The following is a 22,895-nucleotide window of genomic DNA, read 5'->3' as shown; positions in this document are numbered from 1 at the left end:
TCGAATCGTTCCGGGTGCGCCATTTCCCAAAATCAGGCAATTTGCGACTGATCGCTCCGTCAGGTGCATCGGTCTGGCGCGGGCCGGTCGAGCGCCACGACGGTGATGATCGTCGAGATTTGCGCGCTGGCCGAGACGCTGCACACGCGTGCGCGATCGAATGTGCCCGCCGGCCATTCTTCCGGATATTCCGCGTTGAAAGCGGGTTTTCCTGCTGCGATATAAGGCGCGTTGTCGGCGCAGAAATTGTCCAGCACGCAATCTTCGAACAGGATCGCGTCGAACAGCGAAACCAGCTTGGGCGCTGAACTGCCCGCATTTTTTTGCACGGGCTTCAACCCATAACCGCGCGCCCGGCTCGACAGGGCTGTCACATAAGCGATCATGTTCTGTTCGGTCAGAGCGAAGCCGGTGGTCGATGCCCCGTCTTCGAAGGAATCCATGACGTCGAACTCCACATAATCGAACCCTTTGTCGCGGCACATGCGCAGTCGGTCGTCCATGATCTGGATGAATTCGGGATATCGGCGGATGTCGATATATCGTTCTCCCGGGAAGCCGGGATAGCTGTTGCCCAGCAGCCCGGAAATGGCGGCCAGGCTGGCATAATCCGGGCGGTTGCTCTCCGCCGATCCAATGTCGAGATAGCAGATCATCTTGGTGCCCGCGCTTTTGGCGAGCGCGACATAGCTGGCGGGAGTATCGAAGCCGTCAACATCGAGATAAGCGACCGCGGGCGGCGTCGCCGGCAGCCCCTGGCTCTGCAATATCCAATCCCAACGGGACAGCGGCGCAGGCGTCGGCGTGGGACTGGGGGACGGCGTGGGCGCGGGTGTGGGGGATGGGGAAGGCGTTGGCGCGGGCGTCGGAGTCGGCGTGGGGGAGCCGCTGTTGCCATTACTGCCGCCGCATGCGGCCAGCATGAGCGTGGCCATGGCAAGAGCACTGATTTGCGATAATTTTTTGCGCGCCGGAAACACAATCATCGTCCCTTCATTTCGGAACATCGATCCTGAATCAGCAGAACGGCCCCCGGCGGGACAGGTGGTCGAGCCAATGGTCTTATAAATGAAAACAAGTGAAACAAGGATATATCTATAGACATAGATCATATAGAATAAATCATAAGTTATTATATTTTATGGCGAGGTCTATTGCTCTATTTGCGATTTTTTTGGGGATATCTTTTCATTAACATTGACATTGGAACCCACCTAACAGCACATTAACCATGGGTAAAAACTTCAAAAATCCGAGTCGCCCCATTGGATAGCGCGGTGTGACTATAGCCATATGCGGATTACCCGACCTCGGGTCCGCGAAGATGTTTGAACAGAATAAAAGCATTCTACCCGATATAGTCCCACTGGCGCTGATATGGCTGGAATCGTCCTGGCGGTAACGGCTGATTGCCGAATATCGCGACGTATTTTCGGCGCATATTTGCCGTGCCTGTATGGCGATTGAGTTTTACTGAAAAAAGATAAAATTGTTCGGTCGCAAACTTATGACGTGATTTTCATATCCATAAGTTTGGGGGTTTGTCATGACCTTTGGCCACAGCGTCACCATCGACGGATCGCTGAATGATTGGTTCGCGACCGACCGGATCGACGACAACGGTACGTCCGGCTATGAAATATATTCTACCTTCGACAGTGGCGATTTCGTCTTCGCCCTGAAGGCGCCCGTAGCCATTGGCGCGAATACGACCGTCTGGTTGAACACGGACGGGAAGACTTCGACCGGCTACCAGATATTCGGTTTCGCGGGCGGCGCGGAATATAATGTCAATTTCGCCGCCGACGGCACCATCAATCTCTATACCGGCGCGGCGGGTCAGACGCTGGTGTTGAGCGGACTGACTGCGGCCTGGTCTGCGGATCATACTGTGGTCGAATTCCGCCTGCCCGCCGCGTCCGTGGGCAACCCGGCGGCGATGTACAGCTATTACGACATTAATGACGCGATTTTCATGCCGTCCAATTATCAGTCCGCGCCCTTCACGGTCTTCAATCAGACGACCGCGACCGAGGCGCCGGACATGCGGATCGGCATCGTCTTCTCGCAGACGACCGCCGACGCCTATTTCAGCTCGACGGCCTATTCGCAGCTTTTCATGTCGGTGCAGTCTCAGGCGATGCAGGCCGGAATCCCCTTCGACATATTGACGGAGGACGATCTTACCGACCTCAACAAATTGTCTCATTACGATGCGCTGGTCTTCCCTTCTTTCCGCAACGTGCCGACGGATAAGGTGGAGGCGATCACGCACACGCTGGAAATCGCCAGCAAGCAACTGGGCATCGGCCTGATTGCTGCGGGCGAGTTCATGACGAACCAGCCTTATGTGCAGGGCGGCGCGGTGGGCGGCGATCCCCTTCCGGGCGATCCCTATGCGCAGATGAAAGTGCTGTTCGACGCCACCCGGGTCACTGGCGGCACGGGCGACGTGCAGATCACAGCGACAGACGCCAGCGGCCTTGTGCTGGATCATTACGCCAATGGGCAGCAGGTCAACAGCTATACCAATGTCGGCTGGAACGCCTTTGCCAGCGTCAGCGGCACTGGCCATCAGATCGCGACCGAAACCATCAATGGCGGCCAGAGCTATTCGGCCGCTCTCGCCACGCAAACGGGATCGGCGCGCAACGTCCTCTTCTCCAGCGAAGGCATCATGGCCGACGCCAATATGCTGCAACAGGCGATTTCCTACTCGGCAAATGGCACGGGAATGTCGGTCGGATTGCACCTGACGCGCGATGCCGGGATCGTTGCCGCCCGCGTCGACATGGACCAGAGCCAGGAACTGGAGGACGTCAATCCGCCGGGCAGCACGCCGGGCATCTACGACAAGCTGATCCCCATCCTTCAGCAATGGAAGGCCGACTATAATTTCGTCGGCAGCTTTTATCTGAACGTCGGGAACGGCACGGACGGGACCGGCACCGACTGGAACATATCGCTGCCCTATTACAAGGCGATACTGGATCTTGGCAGTGAACTCGGCACGCACAGCCTGACTCATCCGGAGGACACCAATGTCCTGACCGCTGCGCAGATCCAGACCGAGTTTCAGAACAGCACCACCATCCTGAACACCCAGCTCAGCAATTATCTGGGTCAGCCCTATCAGATCGTCGGCGCGGCGGTGCCCGGCGCGCCCGAAACGCTGGCGACATCGCAGGAGATACTGCAATATGTGACGGATTATCTGACGGGCGGCTATGCGGCGCAGGGGGCGGGCTATCCCAATGCCTTCGGCTATCTGACGCCCGCCAATCAGAGCCAGATCTATTTCGCGCCCAACACCTCCTTCGACTTCACCCTGATCGAATTTCAGCACAAGTCCGTGGCAGACGCGACCGCCGCCTGGCTTGCCGAATTCGACAAGATCGTCGCCAATGCCCAGACGCCTGTGGTGGTATGGCCCTGGCACGATTATGGCGCGGCGGATTTTCTGTCGGGAAGTCCCACGACGGACAGCCCCTATGACATTTCCATGTTCACTGCCTGGTTGCAGCATGCAGTCGCGGCGAACATGGAATTCGTGACGCTCGACGACCTGGCCCAGCGCATGACGGCGCTGAAAAATTCCACGGTGACCTCCAGCGTGTCCGGCAACACCATCAGTGCGTCTGTCAGCGGGGCCAATGTCGGCAATCTTTCGCTGGATGTGGATCGGCAGGGATCGCTGGTCATTCAGAATGTGACCGGCTGGTACGCCTATGACAGCAACAGCGTGTTCCTGCCCCAGAGCGGCGGCACCTTCACCATCCACATGGGGGCGGCGGCCGACGATGTGACGCATATCACCGACCTGCCGATGCGGGCTGTCCTGCTCAGCGTGACGGGCGATGGCCATAATCTTGCCTTCTCGCTTCAGGGCGAGGGCAAGGTCATCATCGACATCGCCAATCCCGGCACAGACGGCGTGGTGGTGTCCGGCGCGAATGTGGTCGACAAGTCGGGCGAGATCTGGACACTGGATCTGGGCAGTTACGGCCTGCACACAGTGACATTGACCTATCAGAACGCGCCGGTCATCACCTCCAATGGCGGGCTGGATAGCGCGACCCTTTCGGTCCCGGAAAACAGCACGGCCGTCACCACGGTGATCGCCACCGATCCCGATGTCGGGACGACGATCAGCTATTCCATTTCCGGCGGCGCGGACGCGGCCAAATTCGTCATCGACGGCGCGACCGGCATATTGTCCTTCGTCTCCGCCCCCAATTTCGAAGCGCCGGGCGATGTTGGCGCGAACAATGTCTATGACGTGATCGTGCGCGCGTCGGACGGCACGCTGTTCGATGAACAGGCCATTGCGGTCACCGTGACCGATGTGAACGAGCCGCCGACCATCACCTCCAACGGCGGCGGAGCCACGGCCGCTATCTCCATGGGAGAAAATCTGACGGCGGTGACGACCGTGACGGCGACCGATCCCGACGCCAACACGATCCTGGCCTATTCCATCGCCGGAGGGGTGGACGCAGCCAAATTCGCCATCGACAGCAAGACCGGCGCGCTGAGCTTCATAGCCGCGCCCAATTTCGAGCAGCCGGACGATGCCGGTGGCGATCATGTCTATAATGTGATCGTTCGGGCTTCGGACGGCACGCTCGTTGCCGATCAGGCGCTGGCCGTCACCATCACCAATGTGAACGAACCGCCGACCATCACCTCCAACGGCGGTGGGGCTTCGGCATCGATCACCATGGCTGAAAATCTGACGGCCGTCACGACTGTCACTGCGACGGACCCGGACGCCAATACGACGCTGACCTATTCGCTGGCCGGTGGCGCCGATTCCGGCAAGTTCACGATCAACAGCACGACCGGCGCGCTGTCCTTCATCACGGCGCCCAATTTCGACCTGCCCGGCGATGCGGGCAAGGATAATATCTATAATGTGAATGTCCGGGTGTCCGATGGTTCGCTGACGGCGACGCAGGCGCTGGCCATCACCATCACCAATGCGGATGAGCCGCCGACCATCACGTCCAACGGCGGGGGGGCGACCGCATCGGTTTCCGTACGCTCGAACAGCACGGCCGTCACCACCGTGACCGCCACCGATCCCGATGTCGGGACGGTGCTGACCTATTCGATCTCCGGCGGGGTCGATGCGGCAAAGTTCGTCATCAACAGCGCGACCGGCGCCCTATCCTTTGCGACAGCGCCGGATTTCACCGCGCCGACCGATAATGGCGCAAATAATGTCTATGACGTGATCGTTCGCGCGTCGGACGGCGCGCTATATGACGAACAGGCGATTGCCGTCACCATCACCAACAATAATCGGGCGCCGATCATTACCTCCAATGGCGGCGGAGCGACGGCCTCACTCTCCAAAGCCGAGAATGTGACTGCGGTGACGATAGTCCAGGCTTTCGATTCCGATGGCAATCCGCTGACCTATTCGATTTCCGGCGGGGTCGATGCGGACAAGTTCGCGATCAACAGCAGCACGGGCGCACTGACCTTCATCACGCCGCCGGATTATGAAAATCCGACCGATTCGGGCGGCGATCATGTCTACAATGTCATCGTGCGCGCATCGGATGGGCAGTTGTTCGACGACCAGGCGCTGGCCGTCACCATCACCAACGTCAATGAAGCGCCGACCATCACTTCCAACGGCGGCGGCGCGACAGCATCGCTTTCGATGGCGGAGGGGACGACAGCCGTCACGACCGTGACCGCCGCCGATCCGGACGCCGGGACGACGTTCCGCTATTCGATCTCCGGCGGGGCGGACGCGGCCCGGTTCATCATCGACAGCGCAACCGGTGCGCTGTCCTTCCGAAAGGCGCCCAATTTCGAGGCGCCCACGGACAGCGGCGCGAACAATGTCTATGACGTCATCGTCCGCGTGTCCGATGGCAAGTTGTTCGCCAGCCAGGCGCTGGCCGTCACTGTCGTCGATGCCAATGACGCGCCCGTCATCACCTCCAATGGGGGAGGCGCGACGGCGAAAATCTCGATGAAGGAGAATATTCTCAACGTCACCAAGGTGGTGGCCGCGGATCCCGACATTGGCGATCATGTCAGCTATTCGATTGCGAATTCCGGCGACGGCGCGCTGTTCGTCATCGACGGCACAAGCGGACAACTGAGCTTCATCACCGCCCCGGATTATGAAAATCCGGGCGATGTGGACCATAATAATGTCTATCAGTTGCGTGTGGTCGCGACGGACTCGCACGGGGCGACCGATTTCCAGGATATCACCGTCACGATCGGCAATGTCGGCGGCATATCGTTGACCGCGGGCAGCAGCGGCTCGTCGCTCATGGGAACGCCGGAGGATGACAAACTGACGGGCGGAGCCGGCGCGGATACGTTGAACGGCATGGGCGGCAATGACCGCATCACCGGCGGCAACGGCGCGGACATATTGATCGGGGGCGGTGGGGCCGACACCTTCATCTACACCAACGTACAGCAGAGTACGCCGTTGGTCATGGACCAGATCATGGATTTCCAGTCGGGGATCGACAAGATCGACCTGTCGGGTATCGACGCCAATACGACCACCGGCGGCAATCAGGCCTTCACCTTCATCGGGGATCTCGGCTTCAGCGCGCCGGGGCAACTCCACGTCGTTTCGGCCGGCAGCGACACGCTGATCGAAGCCAATACGGACAATAATCCGGCAACGGTCGAATTCGCGATCAGGCTGGTCGGCAGCCACGCGGTGCAGAGCGACTTCATGCTTTAGGCCTGGACATGAAGAGGGCGACGAAATGGCCGGCATCGGTTTCAGACTGGATCGGATAGCCCGGGAGGATGGCCTGGGCGGCATTGCCAGTGCCGCCTTTCACGGGGCCGTCGTCAGTTCCGGTCCTTGGCTGATGACCGCCTTCGCCATATTCCTGCTTCAGGGCTGGACCCGATCCGTCATGCAGCCGGCCGACCATGCGATCGTTCAGGCCAGCCTGGTCTATGCGTTCGGCGTTTCGACGGTCATCACTGCGCCGCTGGCGATGATCGCCACGCGCATGGCGTCGGATCGCTTCTATCTGGGGGAACGTAACGCCATTCCGCCGATATTGATGGCGGCGCTCGTGTTTGCCACCATCGCCGCGCAGATTGCCGGTAATATGCTGTTCGGCTTCGCCGCCGCCATGCGCCCGGACCTGTTCCTGCTGGCAACGGCGATCCTGACCCTGTTCGCGCAGATCTGGATCGCCAGCCCCTTCCTGCATGCGACATGGCGACATCGGCCGATCTTCCTTGCCTATGTCTCGGGCATTGCCATGACCGCAGTCGCGCTTTTCCTGATCCGGCCAACCGCGCCCGAAGCGGTGCTGGCGGCCATCGCCGCCGGACTGATCGTGACGCTGGCGCTGCTGATCGCCGCCATTCGGGAGGATTTTCCCGGCAGTGCCGTCTGGCGGCTGAAAAGCATCGGCCGGATGCCCGGCATGATCGTGCTGGGCGCGGCGGGCCTGGCCAATGCATTGGCCATATGGATCGACAAATGGCTGCTCTGGTGGGCGCCCGGCAGCGTGCAGGCGGTGGGTGCGCTGCGGGTCAATCCAATCAACGATCAGGCGAGTTTCCTGGGCCTGCTGACCATGATCCCCGGCCTGACGCTGATACTGGTCACAACCGAAACCCGTTTCGACCGTGTCTTTGCCGATCTGATGGCGCAGTGCATGGGCACCGCCAACCGGCACCGGATCGAAAAGGCGCGGCGGAAAGTTGGCAGGACGATCCGGCTCGACCTGCGCCTGCTGATGGTCGAACAGGCGATATTGGCCTGTTTCTGCTGGGTACTGGCGCCGGAGATCATCCGGCTGCTGGACCTGAACGCGCGGGCGATATTCGGATTCCGCCTGACCGCGCTGGGCGTGGTGTTCCACCTCGTCGCGATCCAGATGAGCATCATCCTGTCCTATTACGACCTGTCCGGCCGCATCGTCGCCGTCTGGGGCAGTTTCATGATCGCCAGCGCCATCGGGACGCTGCTGCTGCGCGACGCGGGCTTCGCCGGGTTCGGTTTCGGCTATCTGGCGGGGGCCGTCACCGGCGCGTCGCTGGCCGTGGCGCTGGTGATGCAGGCGACCGGCAACCTGACCTACCTGCTGTTCGTCGGCAATAATCCGGCCGTTGTCGGCAATGCGAGGTTCTGGCCATGAACCATGCCTTTCGCCGTCGCGATCTGTTCGCTTTGTCGCTGATGGTCTTCGGCCTGTCGGCTCGCGCGCTACCGCAATCCGATCACAGCTCAGCCTGGGGTCTCGATTATGGCGGCACGACCGATCCAGCCATGGCACGCCGGTTCGAACTGCTGGTGCTGGAGCCGGATTTCCCGCGCCCGATCGCGCCGTTGAGAGGGCAGGGCAGTCGCCTGCTTGGCTATATCAGCCTGGGCGAAGTGCATGGCGGTCGTCCCTTCATCGCGGAGTTGGAAAAGGCCGGCGCCCTCCGCCAGCCCAATCCCAACTGGCCCGATGCCCGGCTTGTGGACCTGCGCGATCCCGCCTGGACAAAGCTGGTGCTCGGCCGGCTTGTCCCCGCCATTTTGCAGAAGGGATATGACGGCATTTTCATGGACACGCTCGACAATGCCGAGGCCATGGAACGGCAGGACCCGGAACGGAACAAGGGCATGATCGCCGGTGCCGCCCGGCTGGTGGCGGCGATCCGGAAACGCTTTCCCGGCATCACCATCATGATGAACCGGGGCTATGCGCTGCTGCCGGCGGTCGCGACGGAGATCGATCTGGTGCTGGCCGAAGCCATGGCGTCCCGCTGGAATTTCAACGAGGGGCGCTATGAAATGACGTCCGCCGACGATTGGGCATGGCAGGCCGGGCATCTGCTCGCCGCCCGCCAGGTCAATCCGCGCCTGACCCTTGCCACGCTTGATTATTGGGACCCGCAGGACGCGGCGACCGTCGCCAGCCTCTATGCCCGCGAACGCGCCGCCGGGTTCCAGCCCTATGTATCCACCCTGGCCCTCGACCGGCTCATAGCGGAGCCCCAAGCATGAACATCCAGGCATTGCGCAACCCGAACATGGCTTTCGTGGGACCGATAGTGGGGGGCGGGCTGCTGCTCGCCGCGACGGTCCTGCTGATGCCCAGCCATTGGCAGATCGCCGATGCGATCCGCCGGGGCACTTTCTCCCCGCCGCCCGTCGCCGTCCCCCCTCCACCGCCGAGTACCGCCCAACTGATGCAGCGTTTTACGGAGGGTAAGCGGCTCGCCGTGCCCGATCTTCAGCGCCTGATGACCGCATCGACCGCTATGGCGAGCGCCTCGACGCTTTCGGCCATGGCGAATGCGCTGGCCAAGGGGGGCGCGCCGGTCGCGACCGACCGGATCAGCTATGACGTCATGGCGGGCGGCCGTCCCGACGTTGCGCTGGCTTTTCTGGAAAGCCGCCCGGATCGGGCCGCGCCCGCCCATTGGCGGCTGCGCTTCGACCTGCATCGCAAGACCGGCGATGCGCAGGGCGCCGCCGATCTGCTGCGCGCCGCTGCCATGACGTCCGGAGGCGCGCCGCCGCAGGATGTGGTGGAGGCTGCCTATGCCCTTGCCACGCCGGACATATTGGTCACCGCCGCCGAACATGGCGCGATCCCGCCGCTCAGCCAGGCGCAGGCGCTGGACTTGGCGTCCTGGGCGAATACGGCCCAACGCTACGATCTCATTTCCCGCATCGACCGGGCGGGCACCCCCGGCTGGCGCGTCCGAAATCCCTGGCTGGCCATGACATTGGCGCAAAGGTCGGGGGATACCGGATCGGCGCTCCATTATGCCGCGCTGCTCCCTTCGGGCCGGGATGCCGCCCGGGAAAGCATCATCATGGCATCGGGCAAGCCGCAGGCAATGCGGCAATATTTGCTGGAGCAGGCGGAGGCCAAGGGAGCGGACAGGCCCGCCATCGCCCAGCGTCTGTTGGAAAAGGGCTTCCGTCCCGACGCCATAGCATTGCTGCGGCAGCAATCGGCCTCAGGGGGCGGCGATGACGGCACCTCCGCCCGCATGCTCTATCTGATGGGACCGCGCCCGGATGGGGAGGACCTGAACTGGTTACGGTCCCGCGCGTCGACCGACCCGCGCTGGCTGGCAGCCTATATTGAGCGGGAGCAGCCCGCCAAGGCGCTGGCCTTCGTCGAATCCCGCCCGACAGCGGATAGTAGCGACATGCTGGTGCAGCGCATCGCGCTTGCCAATGCAGCGCGGGACCGTGTGGCGGCGGCAAGGGCGCTGGACGGGTTGCTGGATGGGCGTCAACTGTCCGCCGCGCAACTCAAGGCTGCCGCCACGGCTGTTGTTCCGGCTGACAGGGCGGGGCGCTATGCGCTCGCCCTCGCCCGCGCCCGTATCGCGGCGGGGCAGGGAGAATCCGTCGACCGTCTCAGCCTGGCCTGGGACAGTTGGAACAGGGGCGCCGCGGGGGAAACGGCAGCACAGTTGCAGGGCTATTTGCGGGACCGGCCCAATGACCGGGCGGCCCTGCGCCTGATGGCCGACGCACAGACCCGGCTCAAGGGCGAAGCAGCCGCCCGGCCATGGCTGGAACGGCTGCTGGCCGTCACGCCACCGTCCATCGAACAGGCCGAACTGTTGAACAGGCTTGGCCGCACCTCCGATGCCATGGCGATGGTCGAAATGCTGCGCAGAGCGTCGCCTAATGACCGCAGGCTCGACATCATGCTTTCGCAACTGCTCATCGCCACCGGCAATCCGGGACGGGCGAGGAAGGTATTGCAGCCATGACGCCATTGATCGCGGCCCTCCTGCTTTCCACGCCGCCTCTGCCACTGGTGATCGCGGCACTGCCGCCCGACACCGGCGCTTCGGCACCGGTCGATGCGAGGACGGTCGACCTGCAATGGCGCGACGATGTTCATCTGCAGCTTGAAAATAACGGTTATGAACTGGTGGTTCGCTTCGACCGGCCGATAGCCGATGAGACGCTGAAGGCTTTTGCCAAAGCCGCGGGCGACGATCTGGCCGATCTGCGCTGGAACGACAGCAGCCTGTTGTTGCGCGCTGCGAGTGGATTCCGGTTGGAGGCCAGCGCGGAAGGACGCAATCTCCACGTCCGCTTCATCCCCGATCCGGAAGCCGCGCCTGCGCTCCCCACCGCCGGTCAGCCGCAAATGCCCGATATGGACAGGGAAATCGCCATCGCCCGGGCGCAGGCCGATGCGGCGGCAGGCTATCCCGATCTGGCGCGGCGGCGGCTGGCGCCTCTGGCGGCGGCCCATCCCGACGACCAGCGCCTTCAGCGTCTGCTGGCGGACATGGAAATCGCCGAAGGCGCGCTGGCGATGGGAGCGGGGCGTTACCGCAATCTGGCGGCCGACGATCCCTTTGCACGGCAGACGCTGGCGGAATCCGGCGGCAATGTCGCGGCGGCAGCGATCGCGCGTGGCGGCAAGGTCTTCTGGCAGGCCGAAGGCGACCTCAACGCGATGGTTCCGCTCAACCGGACATTTTCGGCAGGGGCGGGCCTGCGCTGGTTCCGATCGGAAGCCGATACGGTCTATGGTCCGACGGGCCTGTTGAGCAACCGTACCTCGCACTCGACCATCGGCGACCTGTTCGCGACCTTCAACCTCGGTCCCGTTTCCCGGCTGGAATTGCAGGGCAGTGCCCAGATCGACGAAAAGATCGCCGGCGCCGGGATGCGTCTGTTCCTGGGGCCGCCCGAAAAGCAGGGGCGGCTGGTGCTGGCCTATCATCTGCCCGACCTCGCGACGCCGGAACAATCGACCTTCGGCGGCCATATCAGCCGGGCCGGTCTGGGCGGGACGATCAGGCTGACGCCGGAATTGACGGTGCAGGCCGATGGCGCCTGGAACGGCTATGGCCTGCGGGGCACGGGGGCCCGCACCACCAGCTTCACGGTGGCGGGTGGGTTCGACTATCTGCTCCGCCGGGGAAAGCCGTCCCTCGCCTTCAGCTACAGGCTGGACGCTGAATATGTCGACCGCACCGACATCAGGCCCAACGCCCTTGCCTATATTCCGCTCAGCGACCGGGAAAATCACAGCTTCCAGCTCATATCCGGCATGGCCTGGACCCGCTGGCAACTGACCGGCGCGGGAGGCTGGACCTTCGACCGCAAGGGCAAGACCAATGGCCCGACCGCCAATATCAGCGCCACGGGGCGGCTCAGCGACGGCTGGCGCCTACAGGCGAGCGGCGGCGTCAGTTCCATCAGCCGGCCCGGCATTTCGGGACGGCAGCTTTATTTCCGCGTGGCGCTGACGCGCTACCTTGGGAGGCATTGATGCTGAAAAAGCACCCCATCCTTCTACAATGCGCCGAAATGCTGATCCTGTTTGCGGCCCTGGTGGCGACCGACAAGGGATTCTTGCATGGCGACGCCTTTTCCGGCCTTAATCCCAACCCCTATTGGCTGCCGGTGCTGATCATGGCGATCGCCTATGGGACAGGCATGGGTTTGCTGGCGGGGGTCATTGCCTCAGCGCTTTGGCTGAGCTGGTCGACCGTCTGGAGCGGGCCGGCGGATCATCTGGAACAGCAGTTGCGCCTGTCGGTCCAGCCGATGCTGTGGATGGTGACGGCGCTGATCGTCGGGGAAGTGACCGCCAGCCGCCGCAACCGCATCGCGGATCAGCGGCGGCAGCAACAGGCGATGGACCGCAACTGGACGAAGCTGGCGGATGTGATCGCCCGCCTCACCGACACGAACCGACGGCTTCAGGTGCGGATCGCCACGGAACAACGGACGGTCGTGCACGCGATTGCCGCGGGGCTTGACCTGTCGGAAGCGGACCCGGAACGGCAGGTCGACGCGCTTACGCGCATGATCGCGCTGGTCGCCCAGACCGAGGACTTCACCTATTACGATGTGCGCGGGGGCCAGGTCGTGGCGCGCTTTGGCGGTCGCGCAACCTCGGGTCAGCCGTCCGATCTCACCAGATCGATACTGGTCGAGGCGATGCTGGCCGGACCCCGTGTGGTGCAGGGCGATGACCCCGCCGATCAGGCCATGCTGGCCCAGATCGGGTCCATCGCCTTGCCGGTCGTCGGTGCCGGCGAGCAACTGGCGGGGATCATCATCATCCACAGCCTTTCCGGGATCAGGATCACCCAGTCCTATATGGCGCAATTGCTGCATGTCGCGGACCTGTTGGGCAGGAGCGCGGCATTGTTCGGTCGCGAACCTGCCTTTGCCGCCAAATGGCTGGTGCCGAAGGGGAAAGTGGCTTGATCCTCGCACTTTGCCTTGCTTCGATCATCGATCTTCTCCTGCTCGTCCGGGCATTGCTGGCGGGACCCGCTGCCGTCTACTGGTTTGCGCCCGCGCATCTGGGGCTCACCACGGCGACCCTGTTGCTCATGCTGTCCCGGCTGCGGCGCGTGACCACGCTGCAATCCTTCGCGCTGCCGGTGGGGGCGGCGCTGGGGCCTCCCGGCATGCTGCTCTGCCTGCTGCTGGCGCCGCTGGCGGCCAGTTCCCGCGACAGGCGGCAGATCGGTTATGACGATGTCTCAGTCCGCCGGATCGAAGATGGCGTTTCGCCGGTCGAGCGGCTGGGCCGTATTCTCGACGAGCGGGTACGGTATCCCGACTGCGATGAGGTGGGATCGCTGGCGACGATGTTGCTCTATGGCGATCTCCAGGCGCGCTACCGGGCGCTTGAGACGGCGGTGACATCCTTCGAGCCGCGCCTTTCGTCCCTGATCGTCATGGCCCTGCAGGATGAGGATCAGACCATCCGCGCGCTCGCCGCCGCCGCCGCCGCGCAGGTCAGCCATAATCTGGCTCAGCAGAGCCGCGAATTGCACATGCGCATCGCCGCCAGCCAGAATCTGGATGACCGCTATGCGCTTGGCATGTTGCAGGCGGATCATGGCTGCTTCAATCAGCTTCTTCCGCAATCCCAGCGTTTGCGCCTCTGTCAGGAGGCCGGACAGAGGCTGGACGAGATTGCGGGGCAATTGATCGCTTCGGACATTCGCCGCCGTTCGCTGCGCGCGGTGCGGGCGCAGATCGGGCGCGCAATGGAGCAGCATCGTGCGGCCCAGCTCCGACCGGCCTCTGTCTCGAGCATGGAGTTGTCATCCTGATGGCCGACCGCGCGAGCAGCGACATCTGCCTGATCGTCGAGGGAGCCTATCCCTTCGTCGTCGGCGGCGTTTCGAGCTGGTTGCAGGATTTGATCCTTTCGATGCCCGACCTGCGTTTTTCGCTGGTGGCCATCAAGGCGGGATCGGCCCAGCAGCCCTGGCGCGTGGAGCCACCGCCCAATGTGGTCGAGGTGGTCGAGGTTCCCTTGCTAATCGAACCCTGCCTGCCGCGCCGCTATCCAGCGCCGCAGATGAAACGCCTCGGCCGTTTGCTGCTGGCCTTTCTGTCGAGGGGAGGGAAGGACGAACTGATCGGCATTCGGCGAGAGATCGAAGGGCTGAGACCCGTTCCGGCGGCGGGCGATCTGCTGTCCAATCCAGAAATATTCGATCTTTTCATCCAATATTACGACACGGCCTTTCGCTCAGCCTCCTTCCATCATTTTTTCTGGGCGATGCGGGTTCTTCTGGGCGGCCTGCTCAAGATGCTGTTGGTGCCTTTGCCCCAGGCCAGGGTATATCACACCATCTCGACCGGCTTTGCCGGGCTTCTGGCGGCGCGGGCAGCCTATGAAACCGGCCAGCCCGCCTTCATCACCGAACATGGCATCTATATGCTGGAGCGGCAGATCGAGATCATGATGGCCGACTGGATCGGGGACCAGATCGAAACCGGGTTGACGCTCGACCGGGAAGGACATGATCTGCGCGATCTGTGGCTGGCCGTGTTCCAGACCTATACGCGTGCCTGCTACGATGCGTGCGATCCCATCATCGCGCTCTACGGCGCGAACAACCGGACCCAGTGGCGGCTGGGCGCGCGGCAGGACCGGCTGAGGGTCATCCCCAACGGCATCGATGCCGATCGGTTCGCGCATGTCGAGCGCAGGATCGACCCCGCGCGGCCGCTGGTGGCGCTGATTGGGCGGGTCGTGCCGATCAAAGATGTGAAAACCTTCATCCGCGCCGCTGCGCTGGTTCTCGCGGAAATGCCGGAGGTCCGCTTCGCCATATTGGGCCCGCTGGACGAGGACCCTGATTATGCCGCGGATTGCGACGCGCTGGTCAGGGAACTGGGCATTGTCAACGCGGTGCAATTTGCCGGGCGCGTCAATGTCGTCGATTGGCTGCCCCGCATCGACCTTCTGGTCCTCACCAGCCTGTCGGAGGCGCAGCCGCTCGTGATATTGGAAGGGGGCGCCTGCGGGGTTCCCGTGGTGGCGCCCGATGTCGGCAGCTGCCGGGAGATGATCGAGGGGCGCTCGCCCGCCGTGGATCGGCCCGGCGGGATCGTCACGGAATTGGTCAACCCGGAAGGGACGGCCGCCGCCATTGTCCGACTGTTGCGCGCGCCATCGTTACGCCGTGCCATGGGCGAAGCGCTGCGCGAACGGGTCGTGAAGGATTATGACCGCAGCGCGATCATCGCGGAATATCGGAATATCTACAGTGCGCTCGGCGCCCAGGCCCGATTTTCCGAGCTGCAATGATCAATGCTCCCGGAAGGAAAGCCAGAGCGACTGGGTCAGCGGCTCCAGCGCATATTGCAGCGCGGTGCGCGCGCGCAGCGGCACCAGCACCTGCACCGGCATTCCGGCCTTTAGGTTGAAATTCTGTCCCCTCTTGGCCCTGATCGCTTCCATCTCCTTCGATGGCACCGTGACATCTGCCGTATAATAGGACTGGCCGGTCTTTTCGTCCTGGAAACTGTCCGCTGAAAGTCGCGTGATCTGTCCGTCCATGATCGGCAGGTCGCGTTCGTGCAGGCTGTTGAAGCGGATCTGGGCTTTTTGTCCGACCTTGAGATCGTCGATATCGTCGGGCGAGATGCGGGATTCGATCACCAGCCCCGCATGATCCGGCACGATGTCCATCAGCTTTTGGCCCGCAGCGATCACCCCGCCGACGGTGAAGACGTTCAGTCCGACGATGGTGCCCGTCGCGGGGGCGCGGATCTGAAGTCGTGCCAGCTGGTCCGTGGCGGCGCGATATTTGGGCGCCACCTCGTTCAATGAAAATTCCACGTCGCGCAGTTCCGACGCGGCGCGCTCCTTATAGGCCTTTTCGGCTTCCAGCGCTTTCAGGCGGGTTTCGCCCGCTTCCGCGCCGGACCGGGCGATATTGGCGGAAAATTGCCCTTCTTGCCCCTGAAGATCGGCGCGCGCGCGCTCCAGCGCCCGGATACGCGATTTGGAGACGAAGCCTTTCTCCGCCACATCGCGCAGGCTGTCCAATTCCTCCCCGATCAACCGGGCCTGTTCCGCGGACGCCGCCAGTTGCGAGCGGTAGCCGCGCGCTGTCTCCTGCACCTGGCCCGCCTGTTCGCGCAACACCCCGGTCTGGGCCGTCAGTACGGAGGAACGGGCATTGAACTGCGTGGTCTGGAGCTTGATCGCCTCCTGCGCATCCAGCTTTTCCTGCCCCTGGAGCGTGGCGAATTCGGTGGGCCATTCGACACGGCCCGCTCCGAGCTGCTCGGCGATCAACCGGGCGCGTTGGGCTTTCAGCGCGATGAGTTGGGCGCCGTACATCCGCGCCTGCGCGCGCACGTCGGCCGCCGCCAGTTCCATCAGAGGCTGCCCCTGATGGACATGCTGTCCCTCCTTGACGAAGATGGCGCCCACCACGCCGCCGTCCCGGTGCTGGACCGATTGCCGTTGCCCGGACACGGTCAGCCGGCCCGGCGCATAGGCCGCTGCGTCCAGCCGGGCAAAGGCCGCCCAGCCAAGGAAAACAATGAAGAACAGCACTGCGATGACGATGCCCGCGCGCATGTCGCGATCGGGCCGGTCGTCCATCGCCGGGACGTCATAACCGCCTGGACGGACAAGCTGAATGGCGCCGCCGGCATCGTTGATCTGAATATCCCCCATGGCGCGTCACCCTTCTGCGGTTTGCGGCGCAGGATTGTCGTCCGACTGGATCGCCTTCAGCCGTCCGAGCACCTCATCGCGCGATCCGAAGGTTTCCACCCGACCGTCGCGCATCACCATGATCTTGTCGACGACGCCCAAAATGCCCATGCGATGCGCGACGATGATGACGGAGACCTTTTTCTTCTTGAGATCGTCCAGCGTCGCCACCAGCCGCACTTCCCCCTCGGCGTCGAGATGCGCATTGGGTTCGTCCAGAAAGACCAGCGGCGGCGCGCCATACAGCGCCCGCGCCAGCCCGACGCGCTGGGCCTGTCCCGCGGAAAGCCCGCGCCCCCCCCAGCCCAGCGTCAGATTATAGCCGCCCGGCAGACGCTGGATCATGTCGTGCGCGCCGCTCAGCCGGCCCGCCTCGATCACGGCATCGTCTATGGCCTGGTCGTCTTCGGACAGGAAGTTCTGGAACCGCGCGATATTTTCCCTGATCGTGCCGGCGAACAGCGATGTATCCTGCGGCAGATAGCCGATGAAAGCAGCCAGCCGCTCCATGTCCCAGTCCTGAATGTCCGCGCCGTCATAGCGGATTGATCCGCGCAACGGTCTGGCGGCGCCGGACAACATGCGCAGCAGGGTCGATTTGCCAGCGCCGCTGGGGCCGACGACGGCGACGACCTCGCCCGGATCGACCGTGAAGCTGACGTCGGCCAGCACGGCGCGCTCCTGACCGGGGATGAAATGGGTCAAATGCTCGACCGCGATCCGGCCGCCGGGCGGCGGGAGCCGGGTGAGGGCGATATCCGCCTCCCGCGCCTCCAGCAGGTCGTTCAGCGTCGCATAGCTCGCCCGGGCATGGACGACGCTGCGCCATGCGCTCAGCAACTGGTCGATGGGCGACAGGGCGCGCCCGACAAGGAAGGACGAAGCGAAAATCGCGCCGGCCGAAATCTGGTTGTCGATCGCCAGCCATGCCCCCAGACCCAGTGCCAGCGATTGCAGGATCAGGCGGATGAACTTGCTGATCGCGACATAATGACCGCCCGCGAAGCTGGCGTTCGCCTGAAGGCTCAGCATCGTCTGACGTTCGAGCAGGTGACGGCGCACCAGTGCATTCCGCATCCCGAGCGCCCGGATCACCTCAGCGCCGGCCAGCGTTTGTTCCTGGCTGACATAGGCCCTGTTCGCAGCTTCGTTCGCCTGTTTCAGCGGCCCGTTGGTATGCTTTTCATTGAGGCGGGCGATATAGAGCAAGGCCGCCCCGCCAACCAATGCCAGAGCGGCGATGGCGGGGTGGATCAGGAAGCAGACGATGACATAGACAGGACTCCAGGGAAAATCGAAGATCGACAGGATGGTCGGTCCGGTCAGTGCCTGGCGCAGCGTGTCGAATTCGCGCAGCACCTGTTTGTTCATCGCCTCACCGGTCGATCCGCGCCCGCTAAGCGTCGTGTCGAGCAGCAGTCCGGCCAATTGGCGGTCCAGCCGGATGCTCGCCCGCACCAGCAGCCGCGACCGCACCAGTTCCAGCAGGGACAGGGTGCCGATCACACCGACGATGATGATCGTCAGAAACAGCAGGGTCATCCGTCCCTGTCCGGCGACCACCCGGTCGTAGACCTGCAACATGTACAGCACCGGCCCGATGTAGAGCAGGTTCATCAGCGCGCTGAAGACGAGGGACGAAAGGAAATGCCGTCGGCAGGCGGAAAGGGCCGCTTTCATGGGGGCCGCCGGTACTTGCAGGTCAAGCAACATAAGCGCCCCCCTTGCCCCGAACGATCAGGCTATATTCTTCGTCCTATACCCTGTGGTTCGAGTATAATATTGTGGAAATTTTCGGTAAATATATCGATCAGCATAGAAGGCCGCCCGTTGTGCCGCCCTGAAACACTCGGTCAGGCCGTGGCGAGATCGATCATCGCCGTCATATCGACATGCTCTTCCAGTTGCGCGGCAATGGCGTCGAGCGCATCGTTCACGGACGCCTGATAGTCGCCCAGCATGGACTTTCCGCCCAATCGCTCCAGAAAGGCGGCGCGCAAGGAGGTGCTGCCGAACAGCCCATGGACATAGGTGCCGCACACCGATCCGCCCCTGTCCGACGCGCCATCCGCGCGCCCGTCATCCATGATGGCAAAGGGGCGGGCGCAATCCTTGCCCTCGGTCAGGCCGACATGCATTTCATAACCGGAAAACGCCTGCCCCAGCGCCGTCCCGCCGGTTCGTTCCAGCGTCTTGACCGGGGTAAGCCGCGTTTCCACATCCAGCAGGCCCAGCCCCTCGACACTGCCGCACGGTCCTTCGATCCCGTCCGGATCGGCGATCCGCCGGCCGAGCATCTGATAGCCGCCGCAAATGCCCAATATCGGCCGCCCGCGCCGATGATGGGCGCGAATGTCGATATCCCATCCCTGATCGCGCACGGCTTGCAGGTCGGCGATGGTGGCCTTCGATCCCGGCAAGACGATCAGGGCGGCCTCGGCGGGGATGGGCTGTCCCGGCGGAACCATCACGACCTCGACGCCCGGCTCCAGTTTCAAAGGGTCGAGATCGTCGAAATTGGCAATGCGGGGCAGGATCGGACAGGCAATCGTCAACCGGTCGCCGGATCGCGCCTGTCCGCGCTCCAGCACGACCGCATCCTCGCTCGGCAGACGGGCGGCGGCGGTCAGCCAGGGGATGACGCCGAACCCCCTCCAGCCGGTCAGACGCTCGATATGGCGATAGCCGTCCTCGAACAGTGCGGGATCGCCGCGGAATTTGTTGATGAGGAAACCGCGGATCATCGCGGCGTCGGCGGGATCGATCACGGCCTTCGTACCCGCAATCGCCGCGATCACGCCGCCACGGTCGATATCGCCGACCAAAATGACCGGTACATCGGCGGCGCGCGCAAAGCCCATATTGGCGATGTCGCCCGCGCGCAGGTTCACCTCGGCAGGGGAGCCGGCACCTTCCACGACGACGATGTCGCATTGCGCCTTCAGACGCGCATAGCTGTCCATCACCGCGTCGAGCAATTCGCCGCGCGCCGCTCGAAAATTCCCCGTACCCAATGAGCCGCGCAGCTGACCGTGAACGATAAGCTGGGACGTGCGGTCGGCCTGCGGTTTCAGCAGCACGGGGTTCATGTCGGTATGCGGCGCCACCCCCGCAGCCATGGCCTGAAGCGCCTGTGCGCGGCCGATTTCTCCGCCATCCACCGTCACGGCGGCGTTATTCGACATATTCTGGGGCTTGAACGGCAGCACGCTATGCCCCCGGCGCAGCAAGGCGCGGCAGAAGCCCGCCACCAGCAGGGATTTGCCGACATCCGAACCCGTGCCCTGAAACATGATCGCAGCCATGGCGCCGCTCCTGCATTGAGCGGGCGGTGGATACAAGGGCGGAGTTTCAGGCGATGCGGATCGCCGTCAGCCGAACGGGTTGTTCCGCATCTCGACGGCGTCCAATATCATTCCGCCGGCCATGAATACGCTGCCGGTGCAGACAAGTGCCAGCAGATGGCCGCCCGTGCCTGGATATTGCTGCATATAGACGATGCCCCGCTCGGTCGCACCGAGCGCCAGGGCGTAAATGACCAGAAACGCCTCGAACTTGGTCTTGATCGTGAAAAGGCGCTTGATCCGGTCCATCGGTTCCACTCACGGCAGTCAAACTGCCATCAGGGCATTAAATCGCCCGAAAGCTGCAAATGGTCAACAAGCGTTAACCATGATTGTTCGATCCGGGCGATTAGTCGGGTGTCGGCCAGATCGTCGGGCGCGATGGCTTCGGGCCAATAGGCGTCGACGATCCGGGCTACTTCGTCCAGTCGCGCCTCATCGACCAGAAAGCGCGGATCGATATTGGCAGGATCGGCCACCACGCGCAGCCGCAGGCAGGCCGGGCCGCCGCCATTGGCCATGGACTGGCGCACATCGACGGGGATGAGTCGCCGGATCGGCCCATTGCCCGCGACCATCGTTTCCAGCCATGCCCAAACGCCCGGCATGTCACGCGCCTCGGTGGGCAGGATCAGCGCCATGCCGCCATCGGGCAGCGTCACCAGTTGCGCGTTGAAAATATAGCTGCGGATGGCATCCGTCAGGCTAACGGCGCTGGCCGGCACCTCGACGATCTCGACCGATGGCAGCAGGGCGCGCAGATCGGCGTAGAAGCTTTCCTTGTCGGCAAAGGCCTGCTCATGGGTGAAGAGAACGCGTTCATTCGCGACGGCCACCACGTCATTGTGGAAGGCGCCCGCCGCGATGGCCTCCTGCGACTGCATGACGAACAGTGTGCGCCCCGGATCGAGCTGGTGCAGCCGGGCGACGGCCTTGCTCGCCTCGATATGCTGGCGAGCGGGGAAGGGGCCGCCCGACTGACCATAGACGAAGATCTCCACGCCTGCTTCGCCATGGCTGGCGCACAGCCGCATGTGATTGGCCGCACCTTCGTCGCCAAAGGGGGCAGGGACGGGACCATGCACGGCAAAGGCGTTCCGGTCCGAAAAGGCTAGACGCAGTTGCGCCAGCGTCTGCGGCCATTCATGGCTGCGATGGGGCATGGTGACGAGGTTCGCGACTGTCAGATGGGTTCGCCCGTCGGATGTGTCCGCGGCCGGGGAAACCGTGGCCGCATTGGCGGCCCACATGGACGAGGCCGACATCGCCGCCGCGCGGATATGCGCCTCTGCATTGCTGACATCGGTGCCGAGCGCCGACAGCCATGCGCCGTCCGGCCGCCATTGCGGCAGGAACAGGCCCTGCGTCAGCCCCAAAGCGATGTTGGAGCGCATCTTCGCGATCCCCTGAAGCGCGGCAGCCCTGGGATGCGACACCGCCCCCGCATTGCGCGCGGAGGCCAGATTGCCGAGGCTGAGGCCCGCATAATTATGGCTGGGGCCGATCAGTCCGTCGAAATTGATTTCCCGGACCGTCATGCCCGTTCCGCCATGGTGAAATTCTGTCCCGGTTCCAGCCCCAGCAATTGCGTGGACTCCCGGTCGAGCGAGACGGCGCCATCCTCCCTTTCGATCGCGAAACCATAAGTACAGCGATAATCCGCCAGCCGCCCGGTGGCCACGAGCACCTTGTCGCCGCCCTTGTCATGCACGGCGCCCAGCGTCACGTCGGCGGCATGAGCGATGGTCCGGAGCGAATTGATCTGGCCCACCATGGTCGGCCCCCCGTCGAAAATATCGACATAGCCGGGATTGGTAAAACCCTCCGTCTCCAGCATCCGCATCGCCGCGCGGCCATTGGGATGCGGCATGCCGATGACGCCCCGCGCACTGTCGGTCAGCATGGCGGTGTAGATCGGCGTCTTGGGCATCAGGTCGGCGATGAACTGGTTGCCGTTGACGGCATTGAACTCGTCGGCGTCCTGAAAGCTCATACCGAAAAAGCGCCCGGCCAGCCCGTCCCAGAAGGGCGATCCGCCCGCCTCGTCGATCACGCCGCGCAGTTCCGCGATGATCCGCTCGCCAAAGCGGGCGCGATGATTGCGGATATAGAGGTAACGGCTGCGCGCGAGCAGCAGGCCAAGCCCCTCCGCCCGCTCGCGGGGATGCAGGAACAAGCCGCCCACTTCAGTCGATCCTTCCAGATCGGTGACGAGCGAGAGCATTTCGGCGCGGAAGGTGCGCGAAAGCTCCCGGCTATGCTGGGTCAGGACGCCCAGGCGATAGGAATAGAAGGGCCAGTTCTGCCCGACCTTGCTGAAAATCTGGCAGGTGCCGCGAACCTGCCCGGTCTCGCTGTTTTCCAGCACCATGACGATCAGTTCGTCCTCGACGCTTTCGGTCTGGCGCGACAGGGCCTGTTCAGTCCGCTCCAGCTTGGCGGCCAGCGATTTTCGGTCTGGGGGAAGATTGGTAAATCCCCCACCGGTCAGCTTCGCCATTTCATAAAGGGTTTGCAGATCGTCGGCGCGCGCCGTGCGCATGAAGAAACTCAAGCCTTCATCCCC

15 protein-coding genes are annotated in these 22,895 nt (G+C 63.3%); 8 read left to right on the top strand and 7 right to left on the bottom strand.

The genetic code is table 11. The features are described 5' to 3' along the window. Positions 1-59 precede the first annotated feature (59 nt). On the bottom strand, positions 60-935 hold the full coding sequence (locus F7P65_RS09040; RefSeq protein ID WP_240334244.1) for an endo alpha-1,4 polygalactosaminidase: 876 nt from the start codon (positions 933-935) through the stop codon (positions 60-62). Between the two features lie 611 nt (positions 936-1,546). Here F7P65_RS09040 and F7P65_RS09035 point away from each other — a divergent pair. Genes F7P65_RS09035 through pelF form a run of 8 tightly spaced genes read left to right on the top strand, consistent with a single transcriptional unit; the run spans position 1,547 to position 15,563 of the window. After that, a complete protein-coding gene (locus F7P65_RS09035; protein WP_150291411.1) occupies positions 1,547-6,727 on the top strand; it encodes a cadherin domain-containing protein in 5,181 nt (1,726 codons plus the stop codon). Between the two features lie 25 nt (positions 6,728-6,752). Continuing rightward, complete coding sequence (gene pelG / locus F7P65_RS09030; RefSeq protein WP_150291410.1) at positions 6,753-8,150, top strand: exopolysaccharide Pel transporter PelG; 1,398 nt, start codon at positions 6,753-6,755, stop codon at positions 8,148-8,150. Further along, complete coding sequence (locus tag F7P65_RS09025; RefSeq protein WP_150291409.1) at positions 8,147-9,007, top strand: glycoside hydrolase family 191 protein; 861 nt, start codon at positions 8,147-8,149, stop codon at positions 9,005-9,007. The genes pelG and F7P65_RS09025 overlap by 4 nt, the downstream gene beginning before the upstream one ends. Continuing rightward, entirely contained in the window at positions 9,004-10,743 is a 1,740-nt protein-coding gene (locus F7P65_RS09020; RefSeq protein ID WP_150291408.1) for a tetratricopeptide repeat protein, read from the top strand. The genes F7P65_RS09025 and F7P65_RS09020 overlap by 4 nt, the downstream gene beginning before the upstream one ends. After that, on the top strand, positions 10,740-12,266 hold the full coding sequence (locus F7P65_RS09015) for a hypothetical protein (protein ID WP_150291407.1): 1,527 nt from the start codon (positions 10,740-10,742) through the stop codon (positions 12,264-12,266). The genes F7P65_RS09020 and F7P65_RS09015 overlap by 4 nt, the downstream gene beginning before the upstream one ends. Beyond that, positions 12,266-13,213: a hypothetical protein gene (locus tag F7P65_RS09010; RefSeq protein ID WP_150291406.1), complete on the top strand. Its 948-nt coding sequence runs from the start codon at positions 12,266-12,268 to the stop codon at positions 13,211-13,213. Before F7P65_RS09015 ends, F7P65_RS09010 begins: the two co-directional genes overlap by 1 nt. Continuing rightward, positions 13,210-14,073, top strand: a complete 864-nt coding sequence (locus F7P65_RS09005; protein ID WP_150291405.1) for a hypothetical protein — start codon at positions 13,210-13,212, stop codon at positions 14,071-14,073. The genes F7P65_RS09010 and F7P65_RS09005 overlap by 4 nt, the downstream gene beginning before the upstream one ends. Next, positions 14,073-15,563 (top strand): GT4 family glycosyltransferase PelF, encoded by a 1,491-nt coding sequence (pelF, locus tag F7P65_RS09000; RefSeq protein WP_240334243.1) that lies wholly within the window; start codon positions 14,073-14,075, stop codon positions 15,561-15,563. Before F7P65_RS09005 ends, pelF begins: the two co-directional genes overlap by 1 nt. Here pelF and F7P65_RS08995 read toward each other — a convergent pair whose 3' ends face one another. The 6 genes from F7P65_RS08995 to F7P65_RS08970 all read right to left on the bottom strand — a co-directional run bounded on the left by F7P65_RS08995 (position 15,564) and on the right by F7P65_RS08970 (position 22,883). After that, positions 15,564-16,946 carry an HlyD family type I secretion periplasmic adaptor subunit gene (locus F7P65_RS08995; protein ID WP_150291403.1) on the bottom strand — a complete coding sequence of 461 codons (1,383 nt, stop codon included), beginning with the start codon at positions 16,944-16,946 and terminating at the stop codon, positions 15,564-15,566. Between the two features lie 6 nt (positions 16,947-16,952). Next, complete coding sequence (locus tag F7P65_RS08990; RefSeq protein ID WP_240334242.1) at positions 16,953-18,665, bottom strand: type I secretion system permease/ATPase; 1,713 nt, start codon at positions 18,663-18,665, stop codon at positions 16,953-16,955. Positions 18,666-18,838: 173 nt separating this feature from the next. Then, positions 18,839-20,290 carry a cobyric acid synthase gene (locus F7P65_RS08985; RefSeq protein ID WP_150291401.1) on the bottom strand — a complete coding sequence of 484 codons (1,452 nt, stop codon included), beginning with the start codon at positions 20,288-20,290 and terminating at the stop codon, positions 18,839-18,841. Between the two features lie 66 nt (positions 20,291-20,356). Continuing rightward, positions 20,357-20,578 carry a hypothetical protein gene (locus F7P65_RS08980; protein WP_150291400.1) on the bottom strand — a complete coding sequence of 74 codons (222 nt, stop codon included), beginning with the start codon at positions 20,576-20,578 and terminating at the stop codon, positions 20,357-20,359. A 29-nt stretch (positions 20,579-20,607) separates the two neighbouring features. Then, the gene (locus F7P65_RS08975) at positions 20,608-21,867 is read right to left on the bottom strand and encodes an N-succinylarginine dihydrolase (protein ID WP_150291399.1); all 1,260 of its coding nucleotides are present in this window, start codon (positions 21,865-21,867) and stop codon (positions 20,608-20,610) included. Beyond that, positions 21,864-22,883, bottom strand: coding sequence for an arginine N-succinyltransferase (locus tag F7P65_RS08970; protein ID WP_162854567.1), 1,020 nt, complete (start codon positions 22,881-22,883; stop codon positions 21,864-21,866). Before F7P65_RS08970 ends, F7P65_RS08975 begins: the two co-directional genes overlap by 4 nt. Between the last annotated feature and the right edge of the window lie 12 nt (positions 22,884-22,895).

The organism is Sphingobium estronivorans, from assembly GCF_008692605.1.
Taxonomy (GTDB): domain Bacteria; phylum Pseudomonadota; class Alphaproteobacteria; order Sphingomonadales; family Sphingomonadaceae; genus Sphingobium; species Sphingobium estronivorans.
Note: the sequence above shows the minus strand (reverse complement) of the source record. Positions and strands in the feature narration are given on the sequence as shown.